The sequence below is a fragment of the Antrihabitans stalactiti genome, from assembly GCF_012932915.1.
GTDB lineage: Bacteria > Actinomycetota > Actinomycetes > Mycobacteriales > Mycobacteriaceae > Antrihabitans > Antrihabitans stalactiti.
Genome location: NZ_VCQU01000001.1, coordinates 975,790 through 999,204 on the forward strand (window position 1 = coordinate 975,790; position 23,415 = coordinate 999,204).

The 23,415-nt window shown below is 64.2% G+C and carries 21 protein-coding genes; 5 read left to right on the forward strand and 16 right to left on the reverse strand.

Translation table 11 applies throughout. The features are described 5' to 3' along the window. Positions 1-28: 28 nt before the first annotated feature. From FGL95_RS04695 to ftsY, 9 genes are all read right to left on the reverse strand, one after another. Positions 29-1,114: an amidohydrolase family protein gene (locus FGL95_RS04695; RefSeq protein ID WP_169584993.1), complete on the reverse strand. Its 1,086-nt coding sequence runs from the start codon at positions 1,112-1,114 to the stop codon at positions 29-31. Between the two features lie 7 nt (positions 1,115-1,121). Beyond that, positions 1,122-2,675, reverse strand: coding sequence for a signal recognition particle protein (gene ffh / locus FGL95_RS04700; RefSeq protein WP_169584994.1), 1,554 nt, complete (start codon positions 2,673-2,675; stop codon positions 1,122-1,124). Between the two features lie 59 nt (positions 2,676-2,734). Then, entirely contained in the window at positions 2,735-5,224 is a 2,490-nt protein-coding gene (locus FGL95_RS04705) for a [protein-PII] uridylyltransferase (RefSeq protein ID WP_169584995.1), read from the reverse strand. A gap of 85 nt (positions 5,225-5,309) precedes the next feature. Next, positions 5,310-5,648 carry a P-II family nitrogen regulator gene (locus FGL95_RS04710; protein ID WP_169585245.1) on the reverse strand — a complete coding sequence of 113 codons (339 nt, stop codon included), beginning with the start codon at positions 5,646-5,648 and terminating at the stop codon, positions 5,310-5,312. 5 nt (positions 5,649-5,653) lie between these two features. Then, positions 5,654-7,003 (reverse strand): ammonium transporter, encoded by a 1,350-nt coding sequence (locus FGL95_RS04715; protein ID WP_338079708.1) that lies wholly within the window; start codon positions 7,001-7,003, stop codon positions 5,654-5,656. Positions 7,004-7,206: 203 nt separating this feature from the next. Next, the gene (locus tag FGL95_RS04720; protein ID WP_206071430.1) at positions 7,207-8,115 is read right to left on the reverse strand and encodes a hydroxymethylglutaryl-CoA lyase; all 909 of its coding nucleotides are present in this window, start codon (positions 8,113-8,115) and stop codon (positions 7,207-7,209) included. Continuing rightward, positions 8,112-9,311, reverse strand: a complete 1,200-nt coding sequence (locus tag FGL95_RS04725) for a CoA transferase (RefSeq protein WP_169584996.1) — start codon at positions 9,309-9,311, stop codon at positions 8,112-8,114. Before FGL95_RS04725 ends, FGL95_RS04720 begins: the two co-directional genes overlap by 4 nt. Before the next feature lie 247 nt (positions 9,312-9,558). Further along, positions 9,559-10,176 carry a hypothetical protein gene (locus tag FGL95_RS04730; RefSeq protein WP_169584997.1) on the reverse strand — a complete coding sequence of 206 codons (618 nt, stop codon included), beginning with the start codon at positions 10,174-10,176 and terminating at the stop codon, positions 9,559-9,561. Positions 10,177-10,247: 71 nt separating this feature from the next. After that, entirely contained in the window at positions 10,248-11,579 is a 1,332-nt protein-coding gene (gene ftsY / locus FGL95_RS04735; RefSeq protein ID WP_169584998.1) for a signal recognition particle-docking protein FtsY, read from the reverse strand. A gap of 75 nt (positions 11,580-11,654) precedes the next feature. Here ftsY and FGL95_RS04740 point away from each other — a divergent pair, with 75 nt between their 5' ends. After that, the gene (locus tag FGL95_RS04740; protein ID WP_169585248.1) at positions 11,655-12,041 is read left to right on the forward strand and encodes a DUF2237 family protein; all 387 of its coding nucleotides are present in this window, start codon (positions 11,655-11,657) and stop codon (positions 12,039-12,041) included. A gap of 3 nt (positions 12,042-12,044) precedes the next feature. Here FGL95_RS04740 and FGL95_RS31970 read toward each other — a convergent pair whose 3' ends face one another. Both FGL95_RS31970 and smc read right to left on the reverse strand, forming a co-directional pair. Next, positions 12,045-12,725, reverse strand: a complete 681-nt coding sequence (locus tag FGL95_RS31970) for a hypothetical protein (RefSeq protein ID WP_206071431.1) — start codon at positions 12,723-12,725, stop codon at positions 12,045-12,047. 78 nt (positions 12,726-12,803) lie between these two features. Beyond that, positions 12,804-16,421, reverse strand: a complete 3,618-nt coding sequence (gene smc, locus FGL95_RS04750) for a chromosome segregation protein SMC (protein WP_169584999.1) — start codon at positions 16,419-16,421, stop codon at positions 12,804-12,806. 373 nt (positions 16,422-16,794) lie between these two features. Between smc and FGL95_RS04755 the strand changes: the two genes are divergently transcribed. Beyond that, positions 16,795-17,823 (forward strand): polyprenyl synthetase family protein, encoded by a 1,029-nt coding sequence (locus FGL95_RS04755; protein WP_169585000.1) that lies wholly within the window; start codon positions 16,795-16,797, stop codon positions 17,821-17,823. Positions 17,824-17,827: 4 nt separating this feature from the next. Here FGL95_RS04755 and FGL95_RS04760 read toward each other — a convergent pair whose 3' ends face one another. Together FGL95_RS04760 and FGL95_RS04765 are read right to left on the reverse strand one after the other, a co-directional pair. Continuing rightward, positions 17,828-18,955, reverse strand: coding sequence for an SPFH domain-containing protein (locus FGL95_RS04760; protein ID WP_169585001.1), 1,128 nt, complete (start codon positions 18,953-18,955; stop codon positions 17,828-17,830). 36 nt (positions 18,956-18,991) lie between these two features. Beyond that, positions 18,992-19,216 carry a hypothetical protein gene (locus FGL95_RS04765; RefSeq protein ID WP_169585002.1) on the reverse strand — a complete coding sequence of 75 codons (225 nt, stop codon included), beginning with the start codon at positions 19,214-19,216 and terminating at the stop codon, positions 18,992-18,994. A gap of 81 nt (positions 19,217-19,297) precedes the next feature. Between FGL95_RS04765 and FGL95_RS04770 the strand changes: the two genes are divergently transcribed. The 3 genes from FGL95_RS04770 to FGL95_RS04780 all read left to right on the forward strand — a co-directional run bounded on the left by FGL95_RS04770 (position 19,298) and on the right by FGL95_RS04780 (position 20,920). Further along, positions 19,298-19,831 carry a DUF3558 family protein gene (locus FGL95_RS04770; RefSeq protein ID WP_169585003.1) on the forward strand — a complete coding sequence of 178 codons (534 nt, stop codon included), beginning with the start codon at positions 19,298-19,300 and terminating at the stop codon, positions 19,829-19,831. After that, positions 19,828-20,343: a DUF3558 domain-containing protein gene (locus FGL95_RS04775; RefSeq protein WP_169585004.1), complete on the forward strand. Its 516-nt coding sequence runs from the start codon at positions 19,828-19,830 to the stop codon at positions 20,341-20,343. The genes FGL95_RS04770 and FGL95_RS04775 overlap by 4 nt, the downstream gene beginning before the upstream one ends. 106 nt (positions 20,344-20,449) lie before the next feature. Further along, on the forward strand, positions 20,450-20,920 hold the full coding sequence (locus FGL95_RS04780; protein WP_169585005.1) for a DUF4440 domain-containing protein: 471 nt from the start codon (positions 20,450-20,452) through the stop codon (positions 20,918-20,920). A gap of 3 nt (positions 20,921-20,923) precedes the next feature. Here the strand turns inward: FGL95_RS04780 and FGL95_RS04785 are convergent, their stop codons facing one another. From FGL95_RS04785 to FGL95_RS33115, 3 genes are read right to left on the reverse strand one after another with little or no spacing between them, the layout of a single operon-like run. Then, entirely contained in the window at positions 20,924-21,379 is a 456-nt protein-coding gene (locus tag FGL95_RS04785) for a DUF350 domain-containing protein (protein WP_169585006.1), read from the reverse strand. Positions 21,380-21,399: 20 nt separating this feature from the next. Next, entirely contained in the window at positions 21,400-22,566 is a 1,167-nt protein-coding gene (locus FGL95_RS04790; RefSeq protein ID WP_169585007.1) for a glutathionylspermidine synthase family protein, read from the reverse strand. After that, positions 22,567-23,415 (reverse strand): hypothetical protein, encoded by an 849-nt coding sequence (locus tag FGL95_RS33115; RefSeq protein WP_240962656.1) that lies wholly within the window; start codon positions 23,413-23,415, stop codon positions 22,567-22,569. It abuts the gene before it with no gap.

The following is a 23,415-nucleotide window of genomic DNA, read 5'->3' on the forward strand; positions in this document are numbered from 1 at the left end:
AGGTACGCCCATTCAGATCGTTGGTGGCTCAGCCTCGAAAAATCTGCCCCCGCAAGATCACCAAGTCCGGGGCGGCGAGGGTTTCTGCGCTGGTCCGCGGGTCCGTGTCGTAGACGAGCAGATCCGCAGGCGCGCCGTGCTCCAGCCCTGGTCGTCCCAGCCACGACCGTGCGTCCCAGCAGGCGGCGCCGAGTGCTTCGGTGGGTGACATGCCGATGCCGGTCAACGCGGCGACTTCGTCCGCGATCCGACCGTGCACGATCGAACCGCCTGCATCGGTGCCTGCGTAGATCGTGACTCCTGCGTCGTGCGCGTCGCCGATCGTCCGCGCGACTCTGGCGTGGAGGTCCGCCATGTGCCGGGCGTAGATCGGAAACTTCTGCGCCGCCGTCGAGACGATGTCGGGGAACGTGGCGATGTTGATCAGCGTCGGGACCAACGCGGTCCCGTGCTCGACCATCATCTCGATCGTCTCGTCGGTCAGGCCGGTGCCGTGCTCGATGCAGTCGATACCTGCGTTGATCAACCCTGGCAACGCGTCCTCGCTGAAAACGTGGGCGGTGACGCGCGCGCCATGGCGATGTGCGGCGTCAATGGCGTCGCGAAGGATGTCGTCGCTCCACAGCGGCCGGAGATCGCCCACGGACCTGTCGATCCAGTCCCCGACCAACTTCACCCAACCGTCACCCAGAATCGCTTGCTGGGCCACGGCTTCCGGCAGCTGCGACTCGTTTTCCAGGTCGACGGCCAGACCGGGGATGTATCGCTTGGGCATCGCGATGTGGCGGCCCGCGCGGATGATCTTCGGCAGGTCCTCGCGCTCATCGATGAAGCGGGTATCGATCGGCGAACCGGCGTCGCGCAACAACAGGGCACCGACGGTTCGCTCCGTCTCCGCCTGAGCGATCGCGCCGGCCTCGTCCTCGTGACCGCCCTTGTACTTGATCCCCACATGGCAATGCGCATCGACGAGCCCCGGCAAAATCCAGCCGGACCGTGCGACCGTGTCGGCACCCGCAATCGGCTCCAGCGAGATCAGCCCGTCGCGGACCCAGAGTTCGACGGAATCCTCGCCTGGCAGCCCGCGTCCTTGCAGGTGCAGCGCCTCGCCCATGTGCGGACTACTTGTTCGGGAACTTGAACTTCGACAGGTCGAAACCTTCCAGACCTGGTGGCAGTTCGTCGAGGCCCTTCGGCATACCGGACAGGTCGGGCATACCCGGCGGGAGCATGCCAGGCATGCCGCCGCGGTTCCTCGGCTGGGTCGGGCCGCGGCCCTTGCCCTTCTTGCCCTTCTTGCTGTTGCGCTGATTCGCCTTGCGCGCGCCCCCGGGGAAGCCCATCTGCCGACCCATCGACGCCATCATCTTGCGGGCTTCGAAGAACCGGTCGACCAGTTGGTTGACCTCCGACACCTTGACGCCCGAACCGTTCGCGATGCGCAGCCGACGGGAGGCGTTGATGATCTTCGGATTGTCGCGCTCCGCGGGCGTCATGCCGCGAATGATTGCCTGCACACGGTCGAGCTGCTTGTCGTCGACCTGCGCGAGCGCTTCCTTCATCTGCCCGGCCCCGGGCAACATGCCGAGCAAGTTGCCGATCGGGCCCATCTTGCGGATTGCCATCATCTGTTCGAGGAAGTCCTCGAGCGTCAGCTGGCCCGAACTCATCTTCTCGGCAGCCGCCAGCGCGGACTGCTCGTCGTAGACCTGCTCGGCCTGTTCGATGAGGGTGAGCACGTCGCCCATGCCGAGGATGCGGCTGGCCATACGGTCCGGGTGGAAGACGTCGAAGTCTTCGAGCTTCTCACCGGTGGACGCGAACATGATCGGCATGCCCGTGACCTCGCGGACGGACAGCGCCGCACCACCGCGAGCATCGCCGTCGAGCTTCGTGAGCACGACGCCGGTGAATCCGACGCCGTCACGGAAGGCTTCCGCCGTGCTGACCGCGTCCTGACCGATCATGGCGTCGAGGACGAACAGCGTCTCGTCTGGCTGGACCGCGTCGCGAATGCCCGACGCTTGACCCATCAATTCGGCGTCGATGCCCAAGCGGCCTGCGGTGTCGACGATGACGACGTCGTATTGCTTGCTCCGCGCTTCGGCCACGCCGGCGCGGGCAACCTCGACCGGGTCTGCAGCAGAGACACCGAGCGCGTTTTCACCGCCACCGATCGACGTACCGGGATGCGGCGCGAAGACGGCTGCACCAGCGCGCTGACCGACGATCTGCAGCTGGCTGACCGCGCCAGGACGCTGGAGGTCACACGCCACGAGCAACGGTGTGTGGCCCTGGTCCTTGAGCCACTTCGCGAGCTTGCCTGCCAGCGTCGTCTTTCCGGAACCCTGCAGGCCGGCCAGCATCACGACGGTTGGCGGGTTCTTGGCGAACTGGAAGCGCCGGGTCTCGCCGCCGAGGATGCCGATGAGTTCCTCGTTGACGATCTTGACGACCTGCTGGGCAGGATTCAGCGCGCCCGAGACCTCAGCGCCTTTGGCGCGTTCCTTGATCTTCGCGATGAAAGAACGCACGACGGGCAGCGCGACGTCGGCCTCTAGCAGCGCCAGTCGGATCTCGCGGCAGGTCGCGTCGATATCGGCAGGCGACAGGCGGCCTTTGCCGCGCAGGTCCTTGAGTGCTCCGGTCAACCTGTCGGATAGGGATTCGAACACCTAGCGCGCTCCTGATGATGGCGGGGTTACAGACTTCGCTCAAGCTTAGGCTGTGCGCCCTACTGCCCCTCCACTGCAGGCGGCTTCGGCCGTGTACCTGGGACGACACCGAGGACCGCCTCCTCGATCCGCCGCCGGGTTGTCGCGTTGTCCGCACCGGCGAGGTCGAGACAGAACGAGTCGACCACAGCAGATCCCATGGTCGACACCTTCGCCCACCGAACGTCGGCACCACATTGCTCCAGCACGGCGGCGAGTCGGCACAGCAAGCCCAGGCGATCTTCGGCGCGAAGCTCGAGAATGGGGTTGGTGTTCGATCCCCCGTCGCTTCGCTCGCCCCGCCCTTCGAACCAGATCACCCGCGGCGGCGCGATCGCGTACGTCGTCGGCACGCCCTGCTCACCGGTGACGACCGGCTTCGAGTCGGCGGCGTCACGTTCCTTCTTGTCCAGCAGCTTGATCAGGTTCAGCTCGCCGGCACTCGCGCGAATGAGCTCCTGCCTGAGCAGCCCAGCCGCCGGCGGCGCACCGAACTTCGGCGATACGACGAAGGTGTTGATCGCCGACCCGCCGTGACTGCCGCACGATGCGGACAGCACACGCAACGAATGCAAAGCAAGCACGCCTGCGGCGTCCGACAGCAGCCCAGGGTGGTCCGGCGCGATGATCGTGACGACGAAGGTGTGCATGCCCCCGCCGGGAACAAGATCGACATGGACCCCGCCGGCCGCAGCGCGCTCGATGTGGGCGAGGTCGATCGGGTCGGGCTCGGGCAGCTGCTCCCCCGACATCAGGACCCGGCACCGACGGACCAAGTCGCGGATCAATGACGCCTTCCAATCGCCCCACACGCCCGGACCGGTTGCCAGCGAGTCGGCTTCGGCCAGGGCGTGCAACAGCTCGAGCAGCAACGGATCGCCGTCTACTGCATCGACGACAGCCTGCACCGTCGCCGGGTCTTCGAGATCGCGCCGGGTCGCCGTTTCCGGCAACAGCAAGTGGTGCCGGACCATCGCAGTCAGCAACGCGACATCGGACGGCCACAGGCCCAACCGCTTGCCGATCTGCGTCGCTAGTCCGGCGCCGACCACGCTGTGATCACCACCGCGTCCCTTGCCGATGTCGTGCAGCAACGCACCAAGGACGAGGAGGTCTGGTCGCGACACCCGCGTCGTGAAACCACTTGCATACGCCGCGGTTTCGACGAGGTGTCGGTCAACTGTCCAGGTGTGCACGGCATCTCGCGGCGGCAGGTCGCGGATGGCGCCCCACTCCGGCAGCAGCCGACCCCAGAGCCCCGTCCGGTCCAGCGCCTCGATCACACCGATCGCCTTGCGGCCGGAATCGAGCAGCACGAGTAGATCGTTGAGCGCTTCCTTCGGCCACGGCTCGCGCAGCTCGGGCGAGCCGTCCGACAGCCGATTCAATGTCGTTGCCGACATCGGCATTTCGGTCTGCGCACTGGCAGCGGCGACGCGCAGGATCAGCCCCGGATCCTTCTTCGGACGCGCATCCCGGGCAAGCACGACCTCGCCGCCATGCTCGACCACCCCTTCGTCCAGCGGCCGACGGACCGGCACCCGACGCAGCCGAGACAGTCCGCGCCGAGGAAGAGCGTTGTGCGCGGTCCGTAACCCGACCTCGACGGAGTAACTCACGGTCCGGGCCGAATCACTCAGCGTCCGCGCAAGATCGAACCGGTCGCCGATGCGCAGCGCAGAACCGATCTCGTCGGCGTCCTGCGCGCGCAGTTGATCTCTGGCCCGTCCGGCGACGCGGTGCAACTCTGTCCTGACGTCGAGCAACCTGCGGTGCGCCTGCTCGAGCCCACCACCGGGAACGTCGGGGCCGAGGCCAGGCATCGCATCGGTCAGCTGAGCGATTGCCAGCGCGTCCAGTAACTGGACGTCACGCAATCCGCCACGACCGTTCTTCAGATCCGGCTCCGCGCGGTGTGCGATCTCCCCGCTACGCGACCAGCGTGATTGCGTCTGAGCGACCAATTCGTCGAAGCGCGAGCGGATTCCGTTGCGCCAGTCGCGGCGCACACCACTGATCAACTGGTTCGACAGGTCCTGATTGCCGACGATGTGACGTGCCTCGAGCATGCCCAACGCAGCGGTCAGGTCGCTTCCCGCGACTTGAATCGCCTGCGGCACAGTCCGAACACTGTGGTCCAGCTTGATGTGCGCGTCCCACAGCGGATACCAGATCTGGTCCGCTACGTCGGAAACTTGCGCCTTGTCGACCTTGTCGTACAACAGAATCAAGTCGAGATCGGAGTAGGGCAGCATTTCCCGTCTGCCGAGCCCGCCGACTGCAACTATCGCAAATCCGCTGTCCGCCTTGATCCCCAGCTCGGCGGCCTTCGTGTTCAACCAGAACTCGTGCAGGTCGACGAGCGCCTGCCGCAACGACTGCGCGTCCAATCGCCCGCCCGAGCTCGCGGTGCGACCGTGCCCCCGCCCAGTTCCGCCTGCCAAAAGCTGTTGTCTCGCACGGACTAGATCCGCTGCAGCGTCCGACCCTGTCTTTCCCGCTCCAGCCACTTATCCGGCCCCTTCGTATATGCGAGCGGCTCCGTCCCCACCGAGGTCGATGGGGACGGAGCCGCTGGATTGCGACCCGGTTGGGTCAGAGGGCGTCGGATCCACGCTCTCCGGTTCGTACTCGGATAACCGATTCGACAGGTGTGACCCACACCTTTCCGTCACCGATCTTGCCGGTGCGGGACGCCTCGACGATAACTTCGACCACCTTGTCCACGGCGGCGTCGTCGATGACGACCTCCACCCGAACCTTGGGGACGAAGTCCACCGAGTACTCCGCGCCGCGGTAGACCTCGGTGTGGCCCTTCTGACGTCCGTACCCCTGAACCTCGCTGACGGTCATGCCAAGCACGCCCGCCTGCTCGAGTCCGGTCTTGACATCTTCGAGAGTGAACGGTTTGACAATCGCAGTGATCAGCTTCATTTCGGTCATGCCTCCTTGCGGCCCAGTACGGAGCTTGCACCCAATGAAGCGAAATCGTATGCCGTCTCAGCATGATCCGATTCATCGAGGCCCATCGATTCGTCTTCCTCGCTTGCGCGGAGGCCGATGGTGAACTTGATGGCGTAGGCGATGATCGCGGTTCCGATCAACGACCACAGCAGCACCGCGCCCGCTCCGACAGCCTGCAACTTCAGCTGTTCGAGGCCACCACCGTAGAAGAGACCCTTGACCGCGGCGGGTGCTTCAGGTGCGGCCACGAGCCCGACCATCAGCGTACCGACGATACCGCCGACGAGGTGAACACCGACGACGTCGAGCGAGTCGTCGAATCCGAGCTTGAACTTGAGGCCGACAGCAAGTGCGCAGAGGGCGCCTGCAGCCGCGCCGATGGCAAGCGCGCCAACGACGTTGACCGAAGAACAAGACGGGGTGATGGCGACCAGACCAGCAACGATGCCCGATGCGGCACCGAGGGAGGTCGGCTTGCCGTCGCGGAACTGCTCGACGAGCAGCCACGCGAGCATTGCGGTACCGGTCGCGATGGTCGTCGTGAGGAACGTTGCACCGGCGATGCCGTTGGACGCAGTCGCCGAACCGGCGTTGAAGCCGTACCAGCCGAACCACAGGAGGGCGGCGCCGAGCATGACGAACGGCAGGTTGTGCGGACGGAATGCGGTCTTCGGCCAACCTGCACGCTTGCCGAGGACCAATGCGAGGACCAGGCCTGCAGCACCCGCGTTGATGTGGACCGCAGTACCACCCGCGAAGTCGATGGCCTTCAGTCGGTTGGCGATCCAGCCGCCGTGCTCACCGGTGATGCCGTCGAACGCGAAGACCCAGTGGGCGATCGGGAAGTAGACGATCGTGATCCACAGCGCCGAGAACACCAGCCATGACGTGAACTTGAGTCGGTCGGCGACCGCACCCGAGATCAGCGCGACCGTGATGATCGCGAACATGAGCTGGAACGCGACGAACACGGTCGCCGGCAACGTGCCGGCCAGCGGAATCGCGGCGGGCGAAGCGGGATCGGTCGCGGCGAGGTAGGAGCCGCCGAACAGCGTCTTCAGCCCGAAGTATTGGCCAGGGTCACCGACCAGGTTGCCCTTGTCGTTGCCGAACGCCATCGAGAATCCATAGAGGACCCAGAGAACGGTCACCACGCCCATCGCACTGACGCTCATCATGATCATGTTGAGGACGTTCTTGGCGCGGACCATGCCACCGTAGAAGAACGCAAGCCCTGGAGTCATGAGCAGCACGAGCGCTGAGCTAGCCAGCATCCATGCTGTGTCGCCGGCGTCGGGCGCGCCGATTATGGGGAATCCATCCACCTTTTGTCTCCTCCTTCGTAGCCCAGCCGGTTTCGACTGACGACCTGGAGAGAAGAGTGCTCAGTTGGTGTTTCATCCATGGCGCTGGGAGGTTTCGCGCATGTGAACGCATTGTGGTGCTGTGTTGCATCGAGGTTTCGTGCTGCACAAACGTGTGAACTGCCTGGTGTGAACCACGCGTTTGCGGGGCCGTAGTCCCCATTTCAGTGCGACCGAGCCACCTCAGGAAACAATCCGGCCTGGCCGAGTTGTCCGGATATCTCGTCGGGAACGAGAGATCGCAGCCAGTCCACGACGCCCAGCAACTCAGGTAGCTGCACGCCGGTGGCGTAACCGGAATTGCGCAAGAGGTAGCACAGATCCTCGGTCGCGATATTTCCCGTCGCATTCGGCGCGAAGGGGCACCCACCGAGACCGCCGACCGAGGAGTCGAGCGTGGTTGCGCCGGACTCGATCGCTGCCACGGCATTCGCGTAGCCCGTGTTTCGCGTGTTGTGGAGGTGCACGCCACGGGGAATACCAGGAGCGACGGCGGCTACGCCGTCCAGCAGTTCTCGGACCTGGTTCGGCACGCCGCATCCGATCGTGTCGGCGAGCAGGATTTCCTGCGCTCCCGCTTCGGCCAACTGCCCCACCAGTTCGATGACGGCGGCGGGTTCGACGACACCCGAGAACGGGCAGCCGAACGACACCGCGATGATCGCGGTCAATCGCACGCCTGCGCCGATGATGGCGGCCGCGTTGGCTGCAAAGTCTTCGACGGTCGCGCTCACGGGCGCGTTCACATTGCGCAGATTGAATTCGTCCGTCGCCGACACAGCGAACCGGATCTCATCGAGGTCGCAGTTCAGGGCGCGCTGCACGCCCCGGCCGTTCATCACCAGCGCGGCGATGTCGACACCGTCGGACCGCGCAATGCGCCCGAGAATCTCTTCGGCGCCCGCCATCCGCGGAACCCTGCGGTCGTTGACGAAGCTAACCGCCTCGACTGCGGCGGGCCGGGTCGCGATCAAACGATCGATGAGGTCGACGCGCTCGTCGATAGAGAAATGCCGGTCCTGGTTCTGCAGCCCGTCACGCGGGCCGACCTCGCAGATCCGCAGCTCGCTCATATGACGTGTCGCTCCGCGAGGTCACGCTGGCGCTCGTTGGAAATTCCCAGCACCTCGCCGTACACCTGCTCGTTGTCCTGGCCCGGCGACTCGGGTCCGAGCCAGGAAATTGCGCCCGGCGTCTCGGACAGTTTCGGCACCACACCCGGGACCGCGATGGAGCCGAAATGCGGATCATCCTGCCGCACAACCATTCCACGCTCCTGAACGTGTGGGTCTGCGACGACGTCGGCGATCGAATTGATCGGCCCCCAGACGACGGCGTGTTCGTCGAGCGCGGCGGTCAAGTCGCCGAACCCCAAGGTGGCGGACCACTCTGCGATGATCGCGTCGAGCACGTCGGAGTTCTCACCACGTGCGATGTGCGTCGCGAAACGCGGATCGTCGGCAAGTTCGGGTTGGCCCATTGCCTGGGTCAGCCGCCGGAACAAGGGGTCGGCGTTCGCCGCGATGATGAGGTTGCGCCCCTCTTTCGTCGGGTAGACGTTCGACGGCGCAAGGCTTTTCAGGCCCGTGCCCATCGGTTCGCGGACGATGCCGAGCTTGTCGTATTCGGGCAGCGTCGACTCGAGCATCGCAAAACAGCTCTCGAGAATCGACGCATCGACTACTTGACCGGTGCCGCCTTTCGCGTCACGCCAGTACAGCGCCATCAACAGTCCCTCCAACGCGAACAGCGCCGCGAGCGTGTCCCCCAATGAGATCCCGCTTCGTGGCGGTACCTGGCCGGGAAACCCGTTGATGTAGCGCAGTCCGCCCATCGCTTCACCGACACTCGCGAAGCCGGGCCGCTTCGAGTACGGACCAGTCTGACCGAAGCCGGAGATGCGCACGATGATCAACTTGGGGTTGATCTTGTGCAGCTCCTCGGGCCCAAGACCCCACTTCTCCAAAGTGCCCGGTCGGAAGTTCTCGACGACGGCATCGGCCTCTGCGACGAGCGCTCGCACGAGGTCGCGACCGTCCTCCTGCGCAAGGTCGATGCTGATGGATTTCTTGTTGCGCGCGATGACCGACCACCACAGGCTCTTGCCCTCGAACGTCTTGCCCCAGTTGCGCATCGGGTCACCCTTGCCGGGCGGCTCGACCTTGATCAACTCTGCCCCGAAGTCAGCCAACCGGCTGCCTACGAACGGTCCGGCGATCAGCTGGCCCATCTCGATGACCCGCACCCCATGCAGTGGTCCTGTGCTCACGCATCAACGCTAGCTGCCACTACCCTCGTGAGTCTTTTCGGAGTCCATAGACTCCGAAAAGACTCACGAGGGTTCAGCCGGCTCGGTCGGTGAACTCCAGCGGCGGCAGAGGTTAGTGACTGACGTGACGCGACGGGCGTTTGGGTTCGAAGTGGCAGAAGTAGTGCACATCAACTGCATGAATGTCGCATTCACTCAGTCAGACTGAATGAATGTGACATTCATGCGGTTGGTGGGGGCCAGCGGTTCAGCCGGCTCGGTCGGTGAACTCCAGCGGCCGGTAGGGATCGTCACCCGTGACAGGAATGACCAACCCCGATGCCCAGGCTCGCTTCAGCAGTTCCTGCACATCGATATGACAGAGTTCGAAAACCTCAGGACTTGCGATCAAGTGGTTGAAGTAGGCGACGACCTGGTCGCCGACCTGCGTGTTGATCTTGCCGACCCAACCGAGCAGGCGTGAGGGCATGCCGTGCGGGTTGACAGTCGCGTCGATGTGTTCGCGCCGGACGTCTTCGAAATCGACGACGACCGTGCACGGCTCTTCGAGAATCAAACGGAATCGGGTGCGCACGCGCAGCGCAATCCGGTATCGCGCCGGCTTGCCTGCCAGGTGTACCCACACACTCAGGCTCACCGGAACCGAGACGTTGACGTCCCACTCGTCGTCCAGACACGTTGTCGCGTCGACGAATCCCGCCGTACCGACGACCGTTGCAGTCGCGATACCCGCGGGGCCTACATGGATTGGACCGATTTCGAACTTGTCGCCGAGCACCTGGGCGATGACGGCCGCAACCCGATCGGGTGGTGCCGCAGCCGCGAGGACTTGCCTTGCGAAATCTGCATGCGAGAGCTGAGCCATCGCTATCACTTCCCACGTCGTTGTGGTGACAGCGCAACGATACAGCGAACTGATCGATAGTCCAGGAACTTCTAACCAACCAGTGCGTCGACGAACGCCGCCGGCTCGAACGGCGCCAGATCGTCGGCACCTTCACCCAGTCCGACCAGCTTCACAGGCACACCGAGCTCGTGCTGCACCTGGAAGACGATGCCACCCTTGGCTGTTCCGTCCAGCTTGGTAAGCACGACGCCGCTGATCTTGACAACATCGGCGAACACCCGCGCCTGCATCAGACCGTTCTGCCCGATCGTCGCATCGAGGACCAGCAGCACCTCGTCGACCGTCGCGCGCTTTTCGATGACGCGCTTGACCTTGCCGAGCTCGTCCATCAGGCCGGTCTTCGTGTGCAACCGTCCGGCTGTGTCGATCAGGACGACGTCGACACCCATTTCGATGCCCTTGGACACCGCGTCGAATGCCACGGAGGCGGGGTCGGCGTGCTCCTTGCCTCGGACCGTGTCTGCGCCGACGCGCTCACCCCAGGTCTGCAGCTGATCTGCCGCGGCCGCACGGAAGGTGTCCGCAGCCCCGAGCAGCACGCGCCGACCGTCGGCAACCAGTACCCGGGCGAGCTTGCCAGTCGTGGTCGTCTTGCCTGTGCCGTTGACACCGACGACCAGCAGAATCGACGGGTGATCGTCGTGCGGCAATGCACGGACCGAGCGGTCCAGCTCCGGGTGCAGGTGCTCGATGAGGACCTCACGCAGCAGCGCGCGCGCTTGCCCCTCGGTCCGCACGCTGCGTGCCGCCATCTCGACCCGCAACTGCTCGACCACCGACGTCGTGACCGCGGTACCCAGGTCGGCGATCAGGAGGGTGTCTTCGACTTCTTCCCAGGAGTCCTCGTCGAGGTCGCCGCCACCGAGCAGGCCGAGCAGACTCTTTCCGACCGCGGATTGCGAACGGGCGAGGCGACCGCGCAGCTTCTCCAGCCTGCCTTCGGTCGGCGCAATCTGGTCGATCGCCGGAACGGACTCGGCGCCTGCCGGCGTCTCCGGGATCGCAGGCAGTTCGATCTCTTCGACGACGGTTTCGGCCTCGACGTCGGGCTCGGGTAGCCGGACCTCGGAAATCCCCCGCCGCGGTGCGTCGCGCGGCACCGCCGCGTCGTCGCCGACCATCGGCTGGCCCTCGGTCTCGGTCCGCTCACCGAGCGGTGGGCGGGGCGCGGTCGCGGTGCCACCTTGGCTGAACGTGAAGCCACCGCCCGCCTTGTAGCCACCTGAGCGGTCCTCGAGAGCAGGCGGCTTGTTCGGCGCCAGCGAAATGCGGCGCTTGCGGTACAACATCAACCCGGCCGTCAGGGCGATCAGAAGTACTGCGGCGAGTACCGCAATCAGAATCCAGGCTTGGGCAGTCACAGCCCCATCCTTTCAGAGATCGATTCGAATCTTCTCGGGCGGCATTTGAAGTGCGACGATGGACCGGTGGCCGACATAGAACTCAATGTCCTCGGATCCGAGCTCGTCGAGTGTGGGACCGATCCTGTGACCGGCTTCTTCCGCGACGGCTGCTGCAGCACCGGGCCGGAAGATATCGGTAGCCATACGGTCTGCGTCGTCGTGACCGCTGAATTTCTTCGGCATCAGAAATCAGTGGGCAACGACTTGACCACACCACGACCCGAGTACCGGTTCCCGGGACTCGTTCCGGGCGATCGGTGGTGCGTCGTGGCCAGCCGGTGGCTGCAAGCGCACAAAGACGGAATGGCGACCCCCGTCGTCCTGGCCGCGACGCACGAACGCGCGCTCGAGGTCATTCCGCTGGAACTGTTGCGCGGTCAAGCCGTCGACGTTCCCGACGACTTGACCGGCATCGTCTGACGTCTAAACGCTGCTGAGTGACGCGAGCAGCACGATGTTGAGCAAGAACAACAGAATCACGACGCCGATAATGCACACGAACGCCACCATGCCCGGGAACTTCTGCGGTACGTGACCGACCGCGCCCCTGAAGAACATCATCACGGGTGAGGCGTAGTACACCGGAATAGTCTGTCCGGCCTGGACCTCGACCGGCAGCGCCGACGGACCGTGACGCCACAGCCACCGCGTGTAGACCTCGACGAGGTGGCGGCCCGGTGCGACATCGACGAAGGTCGGGCCCCACGTGCGGCCGCGCTCGACGCCGTCGACCAGAATCGCCGGACCGGTCAGGAAGAAGATCCAGTTCAGGACGAAGAACTTCGTCTCGATAGCGAGTCGACCCGCGCCCTGCGGGATGGGTCCACCACCGGGCTGCGGCTGTGGCGGTGCGTACTGGTTCGGCTGCGCCTGCTGGCCGTACGGTCCGGGCTGCTGCGGATAGCCCTGCTGCTGCGGAGCGAAATGCTGCGGCTGCTGCGGGTAGCCAGGCGCCGGATAGCCCGGCGTTTGTCCGGGTTGCGGAAAACCGGGTTGTTGCGGATATCCCTGCTGAGGCGGGTACCCCTGCTGCGGATACCCCTGCTGCGGCGGGTAGCCGGGCTGCTGCTGCCCCTGCCCTGGGGGCCAGTTCGGATTACTCATTAATGCTCGTCCAATCGCCGGTCCGCTGCGTTCGATGCACTGTAGCTCAGGCCGAGCACCACTGCCGCTCTGGCGATTTCACCCGGTCGCGGCCACACCGAGGTTCTGTCCACGCAGCCGTTGCGAGATCACAGTGGTGATTCCGTCGCCCCGCATACTGACGCCATACAGCGCGTCTGCGACCTCCATCGTCGGCTTCTGGTGGGTGATGACGATCAGCTGCGACCGCTCCCGCAGCTGTTCGAAAAGCTTGATCAGCCGACGCAGATTCGTGTCGTCCAACGCGGCCTCGACTTCGTCCATCACGTAGAACGGTGACGGCCGGGCGCGGAAGATCGCGACGAGCAGCGCGACAGCGGTCAGCGACTTCTCGCCACCGGACAGCAGCGACAGGCGCTTGACCTTCTTGCCTGGCGGACGCGCTTCCACCTCGATACCGGTGGTCAGCATGTCCGACGGATCGGTCAGCAGGAGCCGGCCTTCGCCGCCGGGGAACAGCGTCTCGAAGACCTGGACGAATTCGCGTTCGACGTCGGCGTAGGCGTCGGTGAACACCTGCAGGATGCGCGAGTCCACCTCCGCGACCACGTCGAGCAGGTCCTTGCGGGCGTTCTTGACATCTTCGAGCTGTGTCGACAGGAAGGTGTAGCGCTCCTCGAGCGCCGCGAACTCTTCCAAGGCGAGCGGGTTGACCTTGCCTAGCGTCGTGAGGTCTTTCTGCGCGGCCTTCGCACGCCGTTCCTGCGTTGCGCGGTCGTAGCGCAGGGGCGCGGGCGCGACGACCTGCTCTCCCCGTTCCTTCGCCTGCTCGTATTCCGCCATCTCCAATGCCGACGGAGGCAGCGTGACGTGCGGTCCGTACTCGGCGACCAGATCGTCGAGTCCGATGCCGAACTGTTCGGCGATCGACTCCTCCAGCTGTTCGATGCGGAGCGCAACCTGCGCGCGAGCCACTTCGTCGCGATGGACGGCGTCGGTCAGCGCGGTCAGTCGGCTGTTCAGAACGCGAACCCGCTCCTTGACCAGGTTGAGCTGCGCGTTGCGCTCTCCCCGCTGTTTGACGAGTTCATCTCGATGCGAAATTGCCTCGGCAACAACTTCTTCCAGATGCGATGCGACTTTCTGACCAGAATCAGCGACTGCCGCAGCTACTTCCGCAGCATGTCTGCGCGCACGTTGAGCGCGCTCGGCACGGACCCGGGCCTCCCGTTCGGCGCGCGCCGACCGTCGTAGCGAATCCGCCTTGCCGCGAAGCGATTCCGCCCGCTCCTCCGCTGTACGGACCGCGAGCCTCGCCTCGACCTCTACCGCCCGGACCTCGGCCAGCGCGACGGCAGCCTGCTCGCGTTCGCGGCTGGCCTCGTCTGCGCCCGCGAGTCCAGCGCCGTCGGCGTCGATTCCGGAGTGTTCCTGCTCCGCCAGCCCCAACCGCTCTTCCAACTCGGCAAGGGCAACCATCGTCTCTTCACGACCGGCCTCCGCTTCGGCTCGTTGGTCGACGAGTCGGGCAGATTCGGCATGCGACAGCCGTGCCGCTTGACCGAGCCGCCCGAGCTGTTCATAGACAGCAGCCAACGCTCGGTCGGATTCGTGCAGTGCCGATAGCGCCGTCTCGGCGGCATCGCGACGATGACGCTGTTCGTCGAGCGCCCCTGACAGCGCGGCTCCGAGTTCCTCCGACCGCCGCTCGGCCGAACGCAAGGCTTTCGTAGCCGCGTCGATTGCCGCCTGCACTTCGAGCATGCTCGGCGGCCGGTCCGACCCACCCGTGATCCAGCCCGGACCGACCAGATCGCCTTCGGTGGTCACCGCGCGCACGCCCGAATGCTTGCCGACCAGGTCGACAGCGTCTGCAACGGTCGGCACCAGCACGACGCCGGACAACATGGCACCGAGCGCGCTGCGCAGCGGATCCGCGCAGGACACGACATCCACAACCCAGCGCGCGCCCGCAGGCAACGCGATGGTCGGCATGGCGACCGCCGTCGAGTGCCCGAAGACGAGTGCCGCACGGCCGCCGTCGGCCGCTTTCAACGCGGCGACCGCATCGGCCGCAGACCGCGCTGACTCGACGGCAATGGCATCGGCGGCTGGTCCCATGGCGGCGGCAACGGCAACCTCGCACCCTGCCTCGACCTCGATCAACGAGGCCAACGGACCGAGCATCGAGCCGGCTTGGTGCTCGACCAACCACGCCGCGCCGTCCTTGCGCCGCAAATTCATCGACAGGGCTTCGATCCGCGCGCCGAGCGAGGCAACCTCTTTACCTGCCGCTCGTTCTTGTTCGCGCAGTTCGTTGACGCGCTGATCGGCGAGCGCCAGCGCTTCGACCGCGTGCTCATGCTGGCTGTCGAGGCCCAATTCACCGGCGTCGAGATCGCCCAACTGGGATTGGACGCCGTCGAACTCGGCTTGCGCGGCGTCGCCCCGGCGGCGCGCCTCCTCGATTGCCACCGACAACCGGGCAACCTCGGCGTCGACCGACTGCGCTCTGGCGCGCAGCGTGTCGACCTGACCGGAGAGCCTGGCAAGCCCCTCACGACGATCGGCGACTGCCCGCACCGCCGCGATGTGCGCGTGTTCGGCCGCTGCTGCGGCGCCCTCGCGCTCGACGAGCAGGTCCTTTGCCGCATCCAAGGCCGCGCGCGCCACTTCCAGCGCCTCGATCAACTCGGCTTCGTCAGCAGCGACTCGGTCGGCCTCCGCCTCCAACTGATCGGGATCGCGTCCCTGACTCGACGTGGGTTCGGCGACGAGGTGACGTGCGCGTTCCTTCGCGATCCGGACCGTCGCGTTGACCCGTTCGGCGAGCGCAGACAGTTGGAACCAGGTCTGCCCAGCCGCCTCAGCACTCGGCGTCAGCCGAGCGACAGCGAGTTCTTGCTCGCTCAACTCCGCGGTTGCCGCTTCGAGCTCCGCGAGCACTGTCTCCTGCTCCTCACGAATCATTGCTTCGTGAGTTTGTTGGCTTGCAAACTCGTTCCGGCGAGTTACGAGGTCGTCGGCAGCAAGGCGCAATCGCGCGTCACGCAGATCCGCCTGGACGGTCTGCGCGCGCCGCGCGACTTCGGCCTGCCTGCCCAGCGGTTTCAACTGACGCCGCAATTCAGCAGTCAAATCGTTAAGGCGCGCAAGGTTGGCCTGCATCGCGTCGAGTTTGCGGACCGCTTTTTCTTTTCTTTTGCGATGCTTGAGAACTCCTGCCGCTTCTTCGATGAAAGCGCGCCGATCTTCCGGGCGCGATTCCAGAATTGCAGCAAGTTGACCTTGGCCGACGATTACGTGCATTTCGCGCCCGATACCGGAATCGCTCAGCAGTTCTTGCACATCCATCAAACGGCAGGAGCTGCCATTGATTTCGTATTCGCCCGCACCGTCGCGAAACATTCGTCGGGTAATGGAAACTTCGGCATATTCGATAGGTAAGGCACCGTCTGAGTTATCTATGGTGAGCGTCACTTCCGCTCGACCGAGTGGTGCACGACCAGACGTACCAGCGAAGATCACGTCTTCCATTTTTCCGCCGCGAAGCGCTTTTGCACCCTGCTCCCCCATTACCCAGGAGAGGGCATCCACGACGTTGCTCTTCCCGGATCCATTCGGGCCGACGACGCAGGTGATTCCCGGTTCGAAGCGAAGAGTCGTCGCCGAAGCGAAGGACTTGAAGCCCTTGAGCGTCAGACTCTTGAGATGCATAGTCGTGCCAGATTACCGGGTCGCAGACTTTCGCCTTACACGAGCCGATTCGGTCGTCGGTATATGCGACAGGTGTGTCTTGCGAGTCGCCGTGCTCGGTGCCACACTGCTGGTCTCGAGCGACGGGAACAAGCGCTCTACTCGCTTGTGACAAGGGACACGAAAGGTATGGCAGTAAACTGGGCAGTCCTGGCCACAAAGTACGATCGGACCTGTCCTTGACTGAAACATCGGTCGCCTGAGATTGTTACCGATCAAGATCGGTTCGCTCGCGACAGATCACAGTTGCTCGACCTAAACCGAATCTGCCGAGGGGAACCGAGATGAATCGATTCGATGCAATCGATACAGGCGCCACTCGCGTGGACCATGCATGGTGGTCAATGCCGTGACAGTCGTCGACCCTGCGGCAGATACCGAAGCGCACGGATTTGCAGAATTTCGGCATACGCTCGCTGATGCCCTCACGGTCGAGTACGAACAGATCCTCGGCCGTTTCGGCCTGCAAGATCACGCCCCCAGCCTCTATTCGGGGCGCTACTTCCGCTCTCGCCTCGCCCATCAAGTAGCAGGCGGCGATAGCCAAACACTTCTCGACCGGTGCAAAGCACTCGAAATGATGCACACCGCGACGCTCGTTCACGACGACGTCATCGACAAAGCGGTCCTTCGTAGGAACCTTCCGACCATTGCGCATCTGCAGGGTCCGGACGAGGCGCTGTTGATCGGAAATATGATTGCTACCCGAGCAATCACAATTGTCGCGTCGGCAAGCGAACCGATGACAACGGATTTTCTCGATGCATACGACCGTGTGAATACCGCGCAGGAGCGAGAGCTGCGCTACCGCGGTGTCCTTGATAAAACCGAAGAGCAGTACTACCAGATTTGCCGCGGCAAGACGTCCGCGATGCTCGAACTCGCTTTCCTGATCGGTGCTGCGGAAAACGGCCCCGACGACGGCCACGAACATCTGCTGCTCGCGATCCGCGAAGTCGGGATCGCCTTCCAGGTCATCGACGATGTCGAAGACCTCGTCGCCTGGTTGGAGGGCGCCGAAATCGACCGCTCGAAGCGAGCGCAGTTCGACATCGAACTCGGGAACTACACACTTCCAGTGATCGTCGCGCTCGACGCCGCGTCCGGCGACAAAACGGAGCGCTCGCTCGACGACGTCGACAAGCAGACGTGGCTCGACGCGATCGAGACCACGTTCAAAGTCGCGTTCCGGCATCTTGAAACGGCAGAAGCCGAGGTCGACCGCGCGCGCAAGAAGGCCGAGACTCCGCTCGTCGTGCAACGCGTGGACGCCTGGTCGAAGCGGGTATCGGACGCGTTGCACACGAAAAAGCTGGACTCGGTGGTCCGCGACTTCATGCACGACGGCGAAGACGACGACTGACCCGTCAGCCTTTGAGCTCGGGCACCCTCCGCTCCCCGTCCGGAGAGCCTGCAGCCTGCTGCCCTAGACCGCTGCGCAACGAGTCGAAGATGGCGAGACCCTGCCCGACCAGTCCCGTCGCGATCTCACCGAGACCGTCCGCACCATTGAGGACCGTGAGGTTCGCGCCCGACAGTCCCTGCGCGGCCTGCTTCACGATCTCGGGTAGCTGGTCGATCAGCATCCGGTCCAGCGCAACCCGGTTGTGCGACGCCGCTGCCTCGGCCTGAATCTTCATCTTCTCGGCATCGGCCTGCGCCAAGATCCGCACTCGTTCAGCCTCTGCTTCAGCGGGCTTGACCACCTCCGACACCAACTGTTGCTGTCGAAGTTCAGCGGCGCGTTCAGCCAGCTCGGTCTGCATCGCCAGGACCTCGCGCTGGGCCTGCGCCTGGGCGAGCGGTCCGGCCTGGGACGCTTCCGCCTGTGCCTTGTCGACCTCGGCCTTGTACTGCGCCTGCACGATCGCGGTCTTTCGTGCGAATTCCGCTTGATTGCGCTGCGACTCCTGTTCGGCCTCTGCGGCTGCCTGCGCTGCCCGCGAGTGGGCGATCTGCGCCTGCTGCTGAATCGCCGCGTTGTGCGGCGCCGACATCGCCAAGATGTAGCCGAGGTTGCCGTCGTCGATGGATTGGATCTGCAGGGCGTCGACGGTCAAGCCGATCTTGGCCATCTCCTCTTTGGAACCATCCAGCACCTCGGTCGCCAACTTCTGGCGCTCGGTGATGATCTGCTCGACCGTCATCGACCCGATGATCGAACGCAGGTGGCCGGCGAAGATCCGCCCCGTCAGGACGCCCATCTGGTTCTGGTCCGACAGGAAGCGCTGGCCCGCGGCGACGATGCTCTCGGTGTCGTTGCCGACCTTGAACGCAATGACCGATCTGACGTTGAGCGTGATTCCTTGCTGGGTAACGCATTTCTCTTCGACTTCGGATTCACACATTGCCAACGTAAGAAATCGGACTTTACGGAAAAACGGCATAATAAAGGCGCCATGGCCAGTGACCACCCGGAATGGCGCATTGTCATTTCTGCGACCCCCGGAGATCAACATAGCCTCGTCTGGCGCAGGCACTCGATAACCAAACATTGTGGACTCCTTGAGAAAGGGTTTACTGGCGACCATTTACTGCTGTACAAGCAATCGCGGCCACGGTTCGACATGTACCGTCCGCGGTCCTGTGACCTCGATCACAAGGACCTCCTGGCCTCGGGGCAGCGGATCGTCCGACCAGGCAAGATAGGTTTCCTTCGACCCCCGAACAGTGAGCAGCACTTCTCCGGCACCCGCACGGCCACGGGTTGCCACTATCAGCGCACCGGTGCGGCCCAGTGGCGCAGAATCGCTCACAGTCGAATGCTCCTCCACATATTTGTCCGCGCAAAGCGAGTAACCTCGGCAAACGAAATGTAACTGCGCTCGGGAGGGCTCGTGCGAATTTTGCGTGTCGCTTTTCCGCGCAGCCGCAGGGCGTCGCTGCTACTACTCGCGATCGGCATCGCGGGGTGTGGCGGAAATGGCGATTCGAGCGTTGCCGTTTCGGCCGCGCCGGCAGCCGCGACGCATTTGACTCTCGGCCCCTGCAACTCCGCGGCCGACAGCGAGGTCGTCACGGCAACCGGCGTGTCGACCCTCACCCGTGTGGTCACGAGCCCGATCGGTTGCCAGTGGGAAGCCGGTCCGGCGAGCAACCTGACGGTCGTACGGACGTGGTGGTATCGAGGCACCTCGATCGAAGTCGAGCGTTCGCATGATCTAGCAGCCCGACAGCAGGTCGCCGATGTGAAAGTCGGGTCACTGAACGGCTTTTCCGCGCGCGTCGGCGCAGATCGATGCGAGGTCTATCTCGCCGACGTGCCGGACGTCGTTTCTTGGTCGGTCGAGTTCGCCGGACCACCGCACGCCGACGCATGCGATGCCGCCACCGGCCTCGCCCAGCTCAGCGTCGACCGAGGAGCACAATGACCGCGCGGAAGCTGGCCGCGTTGCTGTGCGCGTGCGTCGCAGCAGGCAGCGTGATAGCGGCCTGCGATTCGACCAGCAACGGCCGACCGACCGCCGAGCCGGCCTCGACAAGCATCAGCTACCCCTGCGGCTTCCTACGAGTCGAGGACCTCACCGCGCTGACCGGCGCGACATCCGGACAACGAACCGCGGATGGCGCGATCTGTGTGTGGCAACTCGAGGGGCCGTACGGCACTACCGACGTCGATTTCGCCTGGTTCGAAACCGGCACGCTGGAACGCGAACGATCGACCGACAGTATGCTCGGGTATGCCGTGACCGATACGTCCGTCGCCTATCATCACGCAATTACCGTGCAGCAGAAGGACAATCGGGACGCGTGCGGAGTCGACGCCGAGTCCGATCCCGGGGTGGTCGAATGGTGGGTCGAATTCCGAAACGCCGGACCGCACCCCGACCCCTGCGCGCAGGCACACGCGCTGGCAACGAAGACGTTCGATAAAGAGCCATAAAAAAGTCCCTCAATAGGGGAGGAAAATTGTCCGGATCAGACACCTCCGGCGATAGAATTCTGCAGTTCACCCAATAGCGTCGGGGCTGATCGAGCAGGAGTAAGTCATGAATCGCAAGCCGTTCGGCGCCGGTCTTGTCGCGCTCGCACTAGCTACCACGGTGGTCGCATGTTCGAGCGACGACAAGAAGTCAGACGACTGTGTTCGCGCGTCCGACAGCGAGATGGACGCGCTGTTCACCAAATGGAACGACGCTCTCGTCGCAGGCGACGCCAGCAAAGTGGCTGCCCTCTATCGCCCCGACGCGGTCCTCCTGCCTACTTTGTCGCAGCCGATTGCCGACACCCCCGCCGAGATCACCGAGTACTTCGTCAACCTCATCAAAGCGAAGCCGGTCGCGCGAATGGTGGAGAGCCACAAGGAGTCCTACTGCAACGTCGCGTACAACGTCGGCCTCTGGACCATCAACGCGAACGGCGCGGACGTGCAGGCGCGGGTCACCTGGGTCTACAACTACCAAGACGGCAATTGGGCGATCGCCCACCATCATTCGTCTGTAGACCCGACGCCGGCGTAGGCGCTACAGGATCGCGACCGCCACGACCAAACCGAGCCCGAAGTGTGCTGCGGCAACGACCAGCACTTCGGGCTTGTAGGTCGGCGACGTGACGACGGCACCGATGTCCACACCCGACACAAGCTCGACCGCGCGCACCGAAATCACCTGGGCGACAATGCCGACGAGCCCGTACACCAGCGACGCAACCAGACCCTCCGACAACTTGCCCGAGGATGCATAGATCGCCAGGACAACGATGAAAGCCATGCTCAGCGTTCCCGACGCGAGGATCACGATCGCGTTCGGATTGCCCTGTCGGACAATGTCGCGAAGCTTGCCCGGGGTGGTCAAGTCGATCGCGTAGAAGCCGACGACCATCAGCACGAGACCGACGATCGCGTACAGCACGATCGCACCGACACCCCTGCCGAGTGAATTCCAGTAGCCCGACTCGAATGCCAGGGTGGTGACGGTCATGTGCATGTCTCCGTTCGTTCTTACTGTTGCGGGATGCGATGTGGGACGAAGGCCGCGCCGTCGTCGGTGACGAGTCCGGACGTCTCGCGGATGCCGAGCCCGGCGGCGTCGTCGCCGACGATCCAGGCACCGAGGGCAGGCCGCATGTCGTCGAACTCCGGTAGTGGGTCGAGCAATTGGTAGACGAAGCCCTCTTCGCCGTAGATCCCGCCGGTCGCGGTTTCCATGCCGGCACCGACGATCGTGATGTTCGCGCCTTCACGACCCAGCTTCGGCTTGCGAACGAACTCCGTGAGTTCGTGCGGCTCATCGAGATAGGCGGGCAGCAGGTTGGGATGCCCCGGGTACATCTCCCACAACACCGCCAAGATCGCCTTGTTGCTCAGCAAGGTTTTCCAGAGGGGTTCGATCCACATCGTCGCAGGAAGACTCGCAACGACCTGCTTGCCGAACTCGTCGTCGAGTATCCACTCCCAGGGGTAGAGCTTGAAAATCGACGCCACAGGCGCCTCTTCGAGGTCGACGAAGCGCCGCAACATCGAGTCGTATCCGATATCTTCGATCGCCAGCGCGATCGTGTCGAAACCGGCTTCGGCCGCAGTCTCCTGCATGTACGCCGTCGTCACATTGTCTTCACCCGACGCATCCGCGGACGACCACGAGAAATGCAACACCGAACTCGGCAGCACATCACGCAGCTCAGTCCAGCGTTCAACGAGCTTCTCGTGCAACGAATTCCACTGATCGTCGCCCTCGTACACATCGGTCAGCCAGTGCCACTGCAGTATTCCGGCCTCGAGCAGCGTCGTCGGCGTATCGGCGTTGTACTCCAACAACTTCGCCGGGCGTCGACCGTCGTAGCGGAGGTCGAAACGACCGTAGACATGTGGGTCGGACCGCTTCCACGAGTCCGCGATCGGCTGCCAACTCCATTCGGGCAGACCGAAATCGCGGTAGCGCTCGGTGAGGACGATGTTCTCCACCGCATGCAGGCACATCGAGTGCAGCAACTCGACATCTGCTTCCAGCGCCAGGATTTCGTCCATGTCGAACTCGTAGCGCACCGACTCGTCCCAGTACGGTCGTGCCGATCCCTGCGCATCGCGCGCAGGCGCGCCATAGACCAATCCTTGCGACTCGACGATCTGCTGCCACCCCGGCCGTGGCGTACTTCTTACTCTGCGCATCTAGGAACCACTGCTGCCGCCGATCTTCGAACCCAGGCCGCCACGTTGCACGGTGGTACCAGATTTCGTTGTGATGGTCGCACCCTTCGGCTTCACGGTCGAGGCATTCGAGATCTTCTGGCCGATGTCACCGCTGCCACCGTAGTAATAGCGATACTGCCGCCCGCTGTAGATGAAGATGCCGCTCGAGTTCGGCGAACCACTGCAGTTGGAATCAGGAACGACGATCTCCTTGCCGTCCTCCACCTCGACGCACCGAGCAGTCACATCGTCTGACGAGAATGCCCAATATCCAAGGGCCACTACGCCTACTACGCCGACAACGGCACCGGCACCGATCAGCCGGCGCTTCGTCTTCTTGCGTTTCTGTGCATCCAATTCGGCTTGGTGTGCAGCCTCGGCGGCACGTCGAGCCGCCTTGTCCCGCTCCCTCGCTTCCGCGACGGTCGGCGGACGCGGACGGGTCGTCCCCGGATCCTGTCGGCGGATTCGGCCGCCCGGCGGTGGGAGTGGTGGCGGTGGGGTGGCATCGAAGGTCGGCGGCTGCCAGCCCCCAGGCGGGGGCTGCCACTCGGGGACCACAGGTTCTGCAGGCGGTTCCGGCTCAGGCGCAGGTGGTTCCGGCTCAGGTGGCGGCGGCGGAGGCGTCGTCGGTCCTTGATTGGGTCGAAGCGGCGGCGGGGGTGGCGTTGTCGGTCCCTGGTTGGGCCGTAACGGCGGCGGCACCGATGACGTCGGCCCTTGATTCGGCCGCAGCGGCGGCGGTGTCGGCGGCCGGGTCGGACCTTGATTCGGCCTCAGTGGGGGCGGCGTGCCCGCGTTGTCGTCGCTATCGCCGTTGTCCGCCAA